Genomic DNA, 12,537 nt, shown 5'->3' with positions numbered 1-12,537 from the left:
GCGCGCTTGCGACAGCCTCATCGAGCGCGGCTCAGCTGCGCTTGAGTCCTGCCAGCAGGTCTTGGAGGGTGGTTTCAGACGGGAGCAGGCGGGTTGCGCGCGGTGGAGGTCGGCCGGCTTCGTCGTCATGCCTGGCCAAAGCGCGTTCGAACTGCCGGTGCGAAAGGTGAAGCAGTACCGCTGCAGCACCGACGCGAGGGCAGACGCGCTCGGGGCCGGCAACCCTGTACCCGAAGATGCGCTGATAGAAGCGTGCGTGGCGAGGATGGACTTCGATGAAGACGTCCGACATTCGCTGGGTCAGCTTCGCCAGCACGTAGAGCGCCTGCAGCAGTCCGGCGAGCGCATCATGCGAGCCAAGGTCGGGATCGATTGCGAGTCGTGTGATTTCGCACACTTTGCCGCCGGTTTTTCGGACAGCGTCGATCTCATTGCTGTACAAAGTGTCTGCCAGCAGGCCGGAGCCCAGATCCATACGCAGAGTGAGCGTCGCAACCGCGTGTCCTTCGCGCAGCGCGACCACGGTGATGTCCCGGCGATCGAGCTCGGCGTGCATCCCGTAAGGGAACAGGCCGCGAGCCGAATACATGCGCTCCACCAGCCTGCTGCTCTGGCGTTTCAGATCGTCACAGCCGTTGGCGATGCGGATCTGGAACCCGTTCTGCTCGAAAGCCAGGCCGTTGGCCGCATCGAGCGGGGGAGGGAGCGCGTTGACGAAGCCGGCATTGCCAGGCTGGGCGGCGTCGGAATGAGGCGCGCGCGCACTACTGACCGCCATGGACGCATGTAAGGCGTCAGGCGCAGGTTGTGATCCATGCATGGAAGTGGCCGAGTTCTCGAGTGATGTTCAGGACAGTATAGCGCCGACCTGCTCGCTATATCTGCCGCGCGCAGGCCCTTCTGTTGCAACAAACGTTCCAGAATCTACAGACGTCGATCACTGCGTAGTGTAAGCGATTGTGTGCATTTGTTCCTGTCGACGCAAACCTGCATCCGCCTAGCATCCCCAATCGTGGATCGACGTCGTATCATTGCGAATCTTGAGACAGAACAGGGGGCTTGTCATGGTGAGCAGCTTACGGGGCGCATGGAGTTCGCTTGGGCGGTGCTTGATGCCGGTGCTGGCGGTGGGTGTGCTGGCTGGATGTGCGTCGAGCTTTCCACCCGCTCCGCCCTCCGCGGCAGACGCGGACTACAACTATGTGATCGGCCCGGGGGACACCGTTTCGATCAACGTGTGGCGCAACCCTGAGTTGTCAACGTCGGTGCCTGTGCGGCCCGACGGCAAGATCACGGCGCCGCTCGTCGAGGATCTGCCTGCAATGGGCAAGGATTCGACCACGCTTGCCCGCGACATTGAACAGCACCTCGCCAAGTACATCCGTGATCCGGTCGTCACCGTCATCGTCACCGGGTTCGTCGGACCGTACAGCGAGCAGATCCGCGTGATCGGTGAGGCAGGCAATCCGCAGACGCTGCCCTACAAGCAGAAGATGACCCTGCTCGACGTGATGATTGCAGTGGGCGGTCTCACCGACTTCGCCGACGGCAATGCAGCGACCATCCTGCGCACGGCCGAAGGCAACAAGCAGTACAGCGTCCGTATTCGCGATCTCGTGAAGCGTGGCGACGTCTCGGCCAACGTCGAGATGCGTCCGGGCGACGTACTGATCATTCCGCAGAGCTGGTTCTGATCTCTCACTCGAACGTCGGCACCCGGCCCGCTTGTGGCTGGGGTCTTGGCGTGCAGCACGGCAAGGACACATGGAAGAACTCGTATCTCAAGTCATAGGCTACCTGCGCGGCATGTGGCGATTCCGCTGGTGGGGCTTGGCTTTGGCCTGGCTGGTCGGCGTCGCCGGCGGGGTGGCGATCTATCTCATGCCCGACAAGTACGAGTCTACCGCTCGCATCAATGTCGATACGCAGTCCGTACTTCGGCCGCTCATGTCGGGCCTCGCGGTGCAGCCCAACGTCAGTCAGCAGATCAACATGCTCAGCCGCACGCTGATCAGCCGGCCGAACGTCGAGAAGCTCATTACCATGGCTGACCTCGATCTGGGCGTGCGCAGTCCGGCGGAGCGCGAGGCGCTGATCAACGCCCTGATGAGCGACCTGCAGATCCGCTCCACCGGGCGGGACAACCTGTTCACCCTCGCCTACGCCGATACGAGGCCCGAGCGTGCCCAGCGCGTAGTCCAGTCCTTGCTGTCCTTGTTCGTGGAGTCGGGCCTGGGGAGCAACCGCCAGGATGCCGACGCCGCGCGCAGGTTCATCGAGGAGCAGATCCGCAGCTACGAGCAGAAGCTGACCGAGGCGGAGAACCGGCTGAAGGACTTCCGTCTGCGCAACATGGCGCTGCTTGGCGCCGGCACGCGCGACTACATCACGCAGATTGCCGACGTTAACGAGCAACTGCGTCAGGCCCGTCTCGAGCTCCGCGAGGCAGAGAACTCGCGTGATGCGATGAAGCAGCAGTTGGCAAGCGGGCAGTCCGAGGCCGATTTTGCGCCGCCGCCGATGCTGGCCACCCCGGAGATCGATGCACGCATCGAAACGCTTCAGCGCAACCTCGACGATTTGCTGCAGCGCTACACCGAGCGCCATCCGGATGTGGTCGGTGCTCGGCGAGTGATCGAGGAGCTCGAGAAGCAGAAGCAGGATCTCCTCGCACAGATGCGCGAGAATCCGGTCGCCAGTCCGATGGGCGGTTTTGGCATGGGGTCGGGGATCGAGCAGACGCGGCTTGCACTGGCCCAGGGAGAGGCGCGTGTGGCCTCCTTGCGTGCTCGCGTGACCGAGTTCGAAAGCAGGCTCGAGACCTTGCAGGCCGACGCGCAGCGTATTCCGCAACTCGAGACGGAGATGGCGCAGCTCAATCGCGACTACAGCGTCCATAAATCCAACTACGATGCGCTCGTGTCGCGCCGCGAGTCGGCCAGCATCGCTGCCGAGATGAACACCCAGGCTGGTATTGCCGATTTCCGCGTCATCGATCCGCCGTCGATGCCGACCAAGCCGTCTGCACCGAATCGTCTGCTGTTGCTGCCTTTGGCTGCGCTGGTGGGCTTGGGGGCCGGGTTTGCGCTGACCTTCCTGATCAGCCAGTTGCGACCGTCCTTCGGCGATCCGCGTCAGCTGCGCGAGATCAGCGGCCTGCCGGTGCTGGGTACGGTGTCGATGCTGCCGACGCCTGAGCGCCGGCGCAAGCGTCGCAACGGCCTGATCGCGTTCGGAGGTGGGCTGGCCGCCTACGCCGGGGCCTTCGCCTTCGCCACCGCCGCACTCAAGATACTGCAGGGCTGAACGGATACACACGATGAGCATTATCGAAAAAGCAGTCGAGCGCCTGGACAGGCTCAAGCAAGCGGCCCGCGAGCCCGATGGCGAACAGCAGCCAGCGGCCGTGGTAGTCGAGAGCGCGCGGGCGCCTGCCCCGTCTGCAGCGGCGGCGCCGGCTGCCGCTCCCAAGGGAGACCGCCTGGCCAAGCCTGAGCAGGTCATCCGGACAGCGGAAGCCGCGGCGCCGGCGGCAGACGATGCCCCCAAGGCGGCCCGGGCTGTGGGGCGCTCGATCCGTATCGACCTGGAAAGATTGGCTGCGCGCGGCTTCGTCACGCCGGACCAGCCGCGCAGTTCGATCGCCGAGGAGTTCCGCATCATCAAGCGGCCCTTGCTGCGCAACGCCACCGATGCCGGGCCGGCTGCGATCGAGAGCGGCAACCTGATCATGATCACCAGTGCCTTGCCGGGCGAAGGCAAGACGTTCAACGCAATCAATCTCGCCATCAGCATGGCGATGGAGCTCGACTACACCGTACTACTGGTCGATGCCGACGTGTCGCGCCCATCCGTGCTGCGCGAGCTCGGTCTGCCCGCCCAGCGTGGATTGATGGATGTGCTGTCGGGCGAGGTGCCCGATCTGGGTGACGTGATGCTGCGCACCAACATCGACAAGCTGTCGATCCTGCCTGCCGGCATGCCGCATCAGCGCGCTACCGAGTTGCTGGCGTCCGAGGCGATGACGAGCATGCTTGCGCAGATGGCCCAACGCTATTCGGACCGGATCATCGTGTTCGATTCGCCGCCGGTGCTGGTGACCACCGAGTCCCGCGTGCTGGCGACCCACATGGGGCAGGTCGTCATTGTGGTCGAGGCTGAGCGCACCACGCATGCTCACGTGCGACAGGCGCTCGCCACCGTCGATAGCTGCCCGGTCAGGCTCATGGTGCTGAACAAGTCGCGCGAGCGTGCAGTCGGCGGTTACTACGGTTACGGATACGGATATGGATATGGACAAACGCCGGAAACCCGCCCGGAAGCTGCCTGACGTCCGTCTCGTCGGGCGTGCGCCTGTCATCGGGGTGCTTGTCGGCGCGCTCCTTGGCTGTGGCAGCGTGCTCGCACAGTCGGTCACCGTCACGCCCTCCCTCGATACCTCGCTCACCTGGACCGACAACGCCGGCGCGGCGGGTGGCGCGTCGGGAGGCGGCGAGGCGGACTGGATCTTCGAGGTTTCTCCCGGCATCTCCGTGTCGCGCACCAGTGGCCGGCTCAACGGTGGCCTGAGTGCACGCCTGCGCAACCTGGTCTATGCCGACGACACGGACCGTAACAGCTCTTACCTGAGCCTGCAGGGGCGCGGCAGCTTCGAGGCGGTAGAGGATCTGCTTTTCATCGATTTCGACGCCGGCATCAGCCGCAACAATCTGTCGGCGTTTTCCGGCGGGGCCTCTGGCGACCGGCTGTCGAGCCAGCGCTCGAGTGAAACGCGTACCTGGTCGATTGCGCCCCGACTGGAGTCGGACCTGCGCTTCGGCGAGGCGGCGGTCGGTGCCGTCGAGTATTCGTCGCGCGGGATCAGTTCCGGCAGCGATGGGCTCGGCAACCAGAACGTCGAGACCCTGGGCGTCCGCCTCTCCGACCCCGGCGGCCGGCGCTTCCTGGGTTGGGGCTTGGCCTATACGCGCACCGACTCGGATGGCGGCACGGCCGAGAGCAGCTCGCGCAGTGCAGAGACCCTGCGCGGCACGCTGTTTGCAAACCTGTCGCCGCAGTTCCGCCTGCGTGCAATCGGCGGTCACGAATCCAACGACTATGCAAGCGGCCGCAGGACCAGTGGCGATATCGTGGGGGCCGGTTTTGACTGGTATCCCACCGACCGTACTTCGATCACGGCCACGGTTGAGGACCGCCTCTTCGGGCGTGGTTACAATCTGGGCCTCAATCACCGCATGCGGCGCTCGGTGTGGTACCTGAGTGCGAGTCGGGATCTGTCCTCGACCGCGCAGGAACTCGGGCCCGGGCTGACGGAGGCCTCGGGCCAGGCATGCCTGGATTTCGTCTCGAATCCGGCGAACTTTCCTGAGATCACCGACCCTCTCGACCGTTTCCAGCTTCTCCTGAACTGCATTGCGCGGCTTACGCTGCGCTCCAACGCGGCGTACGTCAATCAGTCGCTGAGTGCGGGTTTCTCGTTGCTGGGGGTGCGCAATACGCTCAGCTTCTCGGTCTCGCGGGCGGATCGCTCGCTGGTCAGCAACATCTCCAGCCTGCTGCCCGGTACCGATGACTTCCAGAACACCGACAACGTACTCACTACCTCGGCAACCGTGGCGTGGAGCCATCGCCTCACCGGCACCAGTGCGCTCGATGCCAGCCTGACCCGGACGAACTCCGAGGGGCGAGATAGCTCCGGGCTGGAGACGAAGCGCCTGCTCGCTTCCCTGGGCCTGAGCCGGCAGCTTGGCCCGCAGACCCAGGCTGGCCTGCGCTATCGCTACCAGAAGGCGGAGGGGAGTACCGATTACACCGAGAATGCGGTCACGGCCACGCTCGGCATGCGTTTCTAAGCGGAACCCTGATGTACGAATCCTTCTTCAAGCTTTCCGGCAAGCCCTTCCAGCTCAACCCCGATCCCGCGTTTTTCTATGGCAGCCGTGGGCATCGCCGTGCAATGGCCTACCTCGAGTACGGTCTGCACCAGAGCGAGGGCTTCATCGTCATCACCGGCGAGATCGGCGCGGGCAAGACCACGATTGTGCGTAGCCTGCTCGAGCAGCTCGATCCGGACAAGGTGGTCGCTGCCAACATCGTCAGTACGCAGATCGATGCCAGCGATATGTTGCGCATGGTCGCGGCCGCCTTCGGCGTGCCCAGCCGAAGCCTCGACAAGGCGGGGCTGCTGCTCGCACTCGAAACCTATCTGGTGTCGGTTGCCGCAGCCGGCAAGCGCGCCCTGCTGCTCGTCGATGAAGCACAGAACCTCACGCCGGCGGCGGTCGAGGAACTGCGCATGCTGTCCAACTTCCAGCTCGAAGACCATGCCCTGCTGCAAAGCTTCCTGGTCGGCCAGCCCGAGTTCCGCGACATCATGCAGCGCGGCGAGATGCAGCAGTTGCGTCAGCGCGTGATCGCGTCCTACCACCTTGGTCCGCTCGACCTGCAGGAAACCCAGGGCTACATCGAGCATCGCCTGGCGCACGTTGGCTGGGCGGGCGATCCGATCTTCCAGCCCGGGGCCTATACGGCAATCTACGGCTACACCGGGGGCATTCCGCGCCGCATCAACACCTTGTGCGACCGGCTCATGCTCGCTGCCTACATTGCTGAGCGTCATGTCATCGCGGAGGACGATGTTCGCGAGGTCATCGATGAGCTCAAGCAGGAGTTCGCTGCGCCGCGGCGGCCGTTGCCGACCGAGAGCAGTCCGGACGCAAGCCTCACGGGTGCGCTCGACAGCGCCGTCAATGCCGTAGCCACGGCGCAGGCAGGGATTGAAGCAATCCAGCTGGATCTTGATCGGCTGCAGGTGTCGCCTGAGCTTGCCGAGCGGGCGGCCGGACTTGCGGCCGGCTACGACCTTCAACGCATCGAGGCGCGCCTGGCAGGGCTGGAGCAGTCTGCCGCCGCCACCCTCGGCCTGCTCAGCCAGTTGCTGCAGGCAGTACGTCGTGAGAGACCCGCAGGGGAGGAGCGCCAGTGAGCCCGTTGCCGATCGATGAGCTACCCCCGGTCATCTGCGTGGTCGGGGCGCGCCCGAACTACATGAAGGTTGCACCCATCATCCGCGCCTTCGCTGCGCACAATCCGCCGATCCGTACGCTGCTGGTGCATACCGGGCAGCACTACGACCCGGCAATGAAGGACCGCTTGTTCGCCGACCTGGCGCTCCCCGAGCCCGACGTCAATCTGGCGGTTGGCTCGGGGTCGCATGCAGTGCAGACGGCCGAGGTCATGAAGCGTTTCGAGCCCGTCATCGACGAGCACGGTGCGCGCGCCGTGCTCGTGGTGGGTGACGTTAACTCGACGCTGGCGTGCGCTTTGGTTGCGAGCAAGCGTCACATTCCGGTGGTACATGTGGAGTCTGGGCTGCGCAGCAACGACCGCCGTATGCCCGAAGAGATCAACCGCATCCTCACCGACCAGATATCCGACGTGCTCTATACGACCGAGCGTTCCGCCCACGATAACCTCGCGCGCGAAGGCATTGCGCCCGAGCGTGCGGTGTTCGTCGGCAACGTCATGATCGACAGCCTGCGCGCGAGCTTGCCCAAGGCCGTACCCGCCGCCAGCCTGCTGGCTGCGGCCGGTCTCGACCCGCAGCGCATCGAGGGGGGCTACGGCGTTGTCACCCTGCATCGTCCATCCAACGTCGACCATGCGGAAGTGCTTGGGCCGATCATCGAGGCATTGCATGTCGTGAGTGCCCGGTTGCCGCTGGTCATCGCGCTGCATCCGCGCACGCGCGCCAACCTCGAACGCTTCGGCATGCTCGGGCGCATCGATACGCCCGGATTCCTGCTCTTGCCGCCGCAGGGCTATCTCGAGATGCTCGGTCTGCTCTCCGGTGCGCGCATGGTGCTGACTGATTCGGGCGGCATCCAGGAGGAGACCACTGCGCTTGGCGTGCCGTGCATCACCATCCGTGAGAATACAGAGCGCCCGATCACGGTCGAGCAGGGCACCAACACCCTGGTCGGGGTGGACCCTGCAGCCATCATCGCGGCGGCCGACAGCGTGCTCGCGACCGGTGGCAAGGCGGGCCGCGTGCCCGAGTACTGGGACGGCCGCTGCGCCGAGCGCATCGCCGCCCACCTGCACGACTGGCTGCTCGCCCACGACAGCAAGGCCTGAGGCTGCAATGAGTTCCCGTATTACCAATGCCTTCACCTGCGACGTCGAGGACTACTTCCAGGTCTCCGCGCTTGCGCCGCACTTTCCGCGCAGTCAATGGGACAGTGTGCCTTGCCGCGTCGAGCGCAACGTCGACCGTATCCTCGAGTTGCTCGACGGTCACGGTGCGCGCGGTACCTTCTTCACCCTGGGATGGGTCGCCGAGCGCTATCCGCAGCTGGTACGCCGTATTGCCGGCGCAGGGCATGAGGTGGCCAGTCATGGCTATGCCCATGAACGTGCCAGTGACCTCACGCCCGAGTCCTTCAGCGCCGACATCCGTCTCGCCAAGGCTGTCCTCGAGGACATCACCGGTCAGCCGGTCACCGGTTATCGCGCGCCCAGCTTCTCGATCGGCACCGCCAACCTGTGGGCGCACGACTGCATTGCCGAGGCGGGTTACCGGTACAGCTCCAGCGTGTACCCGGTCAAACACGACCACTACGGTATCCCCGATGCGCCACGCTTCCCCTGGCGCCTGCCCAACGGACTGGTCGAGGTTCCCGTCAGTACCGTGCGCATGTTCGGGCGCAACTGGCCCGCCGGTGGCGGCGGCTTCTTCCGTCTGTTGCCCTATTCCTTGTCGCGCTGGCAGATTGCCCGTGTCAATGCCGATGATCGCAGGCCGGCGATCTTCTACTTCCACCCCTGGGAAATTGACCCCGAGCAGCCGCGTGTGACCGACGCCACAGCCAAAACCCGCTTCCGGCACTACATTAACCTTGAACACACCGAAGCACGGCTCGATCGCCTGCTTTCCGATTTTTCCTGGGGGCGCGCAGACGAAGTCTTCCGCGACGCCGCCTGAACCAGACTGGAGCGGGATGCGCGCAATGGACAGACTGCCGATTCACGTCAGCATGCTCACCCCTGCCGAGGTCGAGCGCTGGGATGACTTCGTGCGCCGGTGCCCGCAGGCCACGTTCTTCCACCTGTCGGCTTGGCGCGACATCCTGGAAGGCGTGTTCAAGCACCGCAGCTTCTACCTGTATGCCGAGCGGGCAGGCGATATCGTCGCCGTGCTGCCCTTGGCCGAGGTACGTAGCCGCGTGTTCGGGCATGCGCTGACCTCGCTGCCTTTCTGCGTGTATGGTGGAATTGCAGCCGACGTCGATGCGGGTCCCGAAGTCTTCCACATGCTTGAGATGCGGGCAGAGGCTCTGGCAACTGCGCTTGGTGTGCAGCACACAGAGTACCGTAACCTGAAGCCGGTGCATGCTGACTGGCCGCGCCAGGAGCTCTACGTCACCTTCCGCAAGGCCCTGCTGCCCGATGTTGAGGCCAACATGCTCGCCATTCCGCGCAAGCAACGCGCAATGGTGCGCAAGGGCATCAAGAACGGCCTTGTCAGCCACGTAGATGACGACATCGAGCGCTTTTTCGCCCTCTATGCAGACAACGTGCTTCGCCATGGCACGCCCGCGCTGCCCAAGACCTTCTTCGAACGCCTCAAGGCGGTCTTCGGCGAGGCCTGCGAGGTGCTCACCGTGACCGACCCGGCGGGTAAGCCGCTGTCGAGCGTGCTCAGTTTTTACTTCCGCGACGAGGTGTTGCCCTACTACGCGGGTGACGATACCGCTGCGCGCGATCTCGCTGCCAACGACTTCAAGTATTGGGAGCTGATGCGGCGCGCCTGCGAGCGCGGCTGCAAGGTTTTCGACTATGGTCGCAGCAAGGTCGGCACGGGTCCGTACAGCTTCAAGAAGAACTGGGGTTTCGAGCCGCAGCCGCTGTCCTACGAGTACCGTCTCTACAAGCGCGACAGCGTGCCCCAGAACAACCCGATGAACCCCAAGTACCGCGCCTTCATTGCGCTGTGGAAGCGTCTGCCCATTGGCGTCGCCAACCGCCTGGGGCCACATATCGTGCGTAACCTGGGGTAGGGCGGTGGAGGACAGCCGCCCCCCACTGCTCTACCTGACGCACCGCATTCCGTACCCGCCCAACAAGGGCGACAAGGTGCGCTCGTTCAACATCCTGCGCCAGCTTGCGCGGACCCACCGCGTCTTCCTGGGCTGCTTCGTCGACCATCCCGACGACAAGCAGCACATCCCGGCCTTGCGCAAGTGGTGTGAACACAGTTGCGTGGTGCCCATCGAACCCGGTATCCGCCGCATTGCCAGCCTGCGCGGCCTGTTGCGCGGCGAGGCACTGAGCCTGCCCTATTACCGCAGCCCGCGCTTGCGCGCCTGGGTGCGCCGGGTTGTCATCGAGCACGGCATCCGCAGCGCGGTTGCGTTCTCGGGGCCGATGGCACAGTACCTGGATCTGCCTGGACTCGATCGACGGGTGATCGACTTCTGCGACGTGGATTCAGCCAAGTGGTCGCAGTACGCCAGTGACCGGCGTTGGCCCATGTCCTGGCTGTATCGACGCGAGGGTGAGCGCTTGCTTGCCTTCGAGCGTGCCAGCGCAGCGCGCTGCGATGCCAGCCTGTTCGTCACCGAGGCCGAGGCCGAGCTTTTTCGTGGCGCGGCGCCCGAGATTTCGGCGCGTGTCGGCGTCATGCAGAACGGGGTCGATGCGGAGTACTTCTCGCCTGAACACCGTTTCGAGTCACCGTATCCGCCGGGTGGGCCGGTGCTGGTGTTCAGCGGCGCGATGGATTACTGGCCGAATATCGATGCCGTAACCTGGTTCGCCCGCGAGGTGCTGCCGCGCATCCGCGCCGAGCAGCCTCAGGTGCGCTTCTGGATCGTCGGCATGAACCCGGCGCCGGCCGTGCAGGCACTGGCTGCCGAGGGCAGCGGCGTGGTCGTCACGGGTACCGTGCCGGATGTGCGCCCCTTTCTCGCTCACGCGCAGGTCGTTGTCGCCCCGCTGCGCATTGCGCGCGGTATCCAGAACAAGGTGCTCGAGGCCATGGCCATGGCGCGCCCGGTGGTGCTTACCCAGGCGCCCGCAGCCGGGCTCGCCGCGCAGAATGGCCGCGACTGCGAGGTGGCTGCCGACGAGGCGGATCTTGCTGCACGTGTGCTCGGTCTGCTTGGCGATGATGCTCGCCGTGCCCGTATGGGTGAGGCGGCGCTTGACTGCGTGCTGCGCGCATACAGCTGGTCGGCGCATCTGCGCGTGCTCGACGGCTTGCTCGACGTGCAACCGCCCGAGCCCGGCGGCCAGGAGGACATTCCGACCGTGATCGGCGAACTCGCCGACGCTGCACCGTCCCAGGTGGCTTGATGCGCGAACTGCGGCCGCTGGTGATGCACCTCGTCTACAGTTTCGATGTCGGCGGGCTGGAAAACGGCGTGGTCAACCTCATCAATCGCATGCCGCCGGAGCGCTACCGCCACACGGTGGTTGCGCTCACGCGCTGTGCCGAAGGGTTCTGCGAGCGCATCCGGCGTGAGGATGTCGGCTTCGTGTCGCTGCACAAGCCTGCTGGCCATGGCATCAAGCTCTATCCGCGCCTGTACCGCTTGTTCCGTGAGCGGCGCCCAGCCATCGTGCACAGCCGCAACCTTGCCGCGCTCGAGGCGGTCGTGCCGGCGCGTCTGGCGGGTGTTCCGGTGCGGGTGCATGGCGAGCACGGCTGGGACGTCTCCGACCCTGGCGGCACTCGGCGCAAGTTCCAGGTGCTGCGGTGCCTCTACAGCCCCTTCGTGAGCCGGTATGTTGCGCTCTCGGGCCACATCGAGTCCTACCTGACCGGGCGGGTCGGGATCGCGCCCGCGCGTGTCGAGCGCATCTGCAACGGGGTTGACACCCTGCGTTTCACCCCCGCCGCAACCGGTGCGCGCCAGACCCTTGCCGGCAGCCCATTCGCCGATGCGAGCGTGGTCGTCGTCGGCACCGTCGGCAGGCTGCAGGCAGTCAAGGACCAACTCACCCTGGTGCGTGCCTTCGAGCTTGCCCGCGCACGGGGTGGGGTGGGGCAGAGGCTGCGCCTGATCATTGCCGGCGATGGCCCGCTGCGCGGCGAGGTCGAGGCCGAGATCCGCCGCGCCGGGATCGGCGACGCGGTCTGGCTTGCCGGCGAGCGCACGGATGTTCCGGCGGTCATGCGTGCGCTCGACGTATTCGTGCTGCCCTCGCAGGCCGAAGGCATCTCCAACACCATCCTCGAGGCCATGGCCAGCGGCCTGCCAGTGGTCGCCACCGCAGTCGGCGGCAACGGCGAGCTGGTTGCCGAAGGCGAGACCGGCTCCCTCGTGCCCGCGCAGGACCCGGATCGCATGGCCGAGGCGCTGCTGTGCTACGCTTCTGATGCTGCATTGCGGCAAACGCAGGGGGCGGCAGGCCGCCGACGCGTCGAGCACGGCTTCAGTCTCGACGGCATGGTGGCACGCTACACCGCAATGTATGACCAACTCCTGCAGCGCGCCGGCGTAGCGCCTGCCAGATCCTAAAGGAAGCCCGACC

11 protein-coding genes are annotated in these 12,537 nt (G+C 65.3%); 10 read left to right on the top strand and 1 reads right to left on the bottom strand.

Annotation, left to right across the window (positions count from 1 at the left end):
• Nucleotides 1-31: 31 nt before the first annotated feature.
• The gene (locus tag B447_RS02865) at nt 32-598 is read right to left on the bottom strand and encodes an N-acyl amino acid synthase FeeM domain-containing protein (protein ID WP_232431469.1); all 567 of its coding nucleotides are present in this window, start codon (nt 596-598) and stop codon (nt 32-34) included.
• A 514-nt stretch (nt 599-1,112) separates the two neighbouring features.
• Between B447_RS02865 and B447_RS02860 the strand changes: the two genes are divergently transcribed.
• The 10 genes from B447_RS02860 to B447_RS02815 all read left to right on the top strand — a co-directional run bounded on the left by B447_RS02860 (nt 1,113) and on the right by B447_RS02815 (nt 12,524).
• The gene (locus tag B447_RS02860) at nt 1,113-1,694 is read left to right on the top strand and encodes an XrtA/PEP-CTERM system exopolysaccharide export protein (RefSeq protein WP_002926902.1); all 582 of its coding nucleotides are present in this window, start codon (nt 1,113-1,115) and stop codon (nt 1,692-1,694) included.
• A 70-nt stretch (nt 1,695-1,764) separates the two neighbouring features.
• Nucleotides 1,765-3,306, top strand: coding sequence for an XrtA system polysaccharide chain length determinant (locus B447_RS02855; protein ID WP_002936276.1), 1,542 nt, complete (start codon nt 1,765-1,767; stop codon nt 3,304-3,306).
• 13 nt (nt 3,307-3,319) lie between these two features.
• Entirely contained in the window at nt 3,320-4,330 is a 1,011-nt protein-coding gene (locus B447_RS02850) for an XrtA-associated tyrosine autokinase (RefSeq protein ID WP_002936270.1), read from the top strand.
• Complete coding sequence (locus B447_RS02845) at nt 4,287-5,852, top strand: TIGR03016 family PEP-CTERM system-associated outer membrane protein (RefSeq protein ID WP_232431467.1); 1,566 nt, start codon at nt 4,287-4,289, stop codon at nt 5,850-5,852. The genes B447_RS02850 and B447_RS02845 overlap by 44 nt, the downstream gene beginning before the upstream one ends.
• Nucleotides 5,853-5,863: 11 nt before the next feature.
• Nucleotides 5,864-6,985 carry an XrtA/PEP-CTERM system-associated ATPase gene (locus B447_RS02840; protein WP_002936267.1) on the top strand — a complete coding sequence of 374 codons (1,122 nt, stop codon included), beginning with the start codon at nt 5,864-5,866 and terminating at the stop codon, nt 6,983-6,985.
• Nucleotides 6,982-8,136, top strand: a complete 1,155-nt coding sequence (gene wecB / locus B447_RS02835) for a non-hydrolyzing UDP-N-acetylglucosamine 2-epimerase (protein WP_002926894.1) — start codon at nt 6,982-6,984, stop codon at nt 8,134-8,136. The genes B447_RS02840 and wecB overlap by 4 nt, the downstream gene beginning before the upstream one ends.
• Before the next feature lie 7 nt (nt 8,137-8,143).
• Complete coding sequence (locus tag B447_RS02830) at nt 8,144-8,983, top strand: XrtA system polysaccharide deacetylase (protein ID WP_002926893.1); 840 nt, start codon at nt 8,144-8,146, stop codon at nt 8,981-8,983.
• A 25-nt stretch (nt 8,984-9,008) separates the two neighbouring features.
• Nucleotides 9,009-10,058: a FemAB family XrtA/PEP-CTERM system-associated protein gene (locus B447_RS02825; RefSeq protein WP_002936260.1), complete on the top strand. Its 1,050-nt coding sequence runs from the start codon at nt 9,009-9,011 to the stop codon at nt 10,056-10,058.
• 4 nt (nt 10,059-10,062) lie between these two features.
• A complete protein-coding gene (locus tag B447_RS02820) occupies nt 10,063-11,355 on the top strand; it encodes a TIGR03087 family PEP-CTERM/XrtA system glycosyltransferase (RefSeq protein WP_002936259.1) in 1,293 nt (430 codons plus the stop codon).
• The gene (locus tag B447_RS02815) at nt 11,355-12,524 is read left to right on the top strand and encodes a TIGR03088 family PEP-CTERM/XrtA system glycosyltransferase (protein ID WP_002936258.1); all 1,170 of its coding nucleotides are present in this window, start codon (nt 11,355-11,357) and stop codon (nt 12,522-12,524) included. Before B447_RS02820 ends, B447_RS02815 begins: the two co-directional genes overlap by 1 nt.
• Nucleotides 12,525-12,537: the final 13 nt, after the last annotated feature.

The sequence above is a fragment of the Thauera sp. 27 genome, from assembly GCF_000310125.2.
GTDB lineage: Bacteria > Pseudomonadota > Gammaproteobacteria > Burkholderiales > Rhodocyclaceae > Thauera > Thauera mechernichensis.
This window is presented reverse-complemented; position numbering and strand designations above follow the sequence as displayed.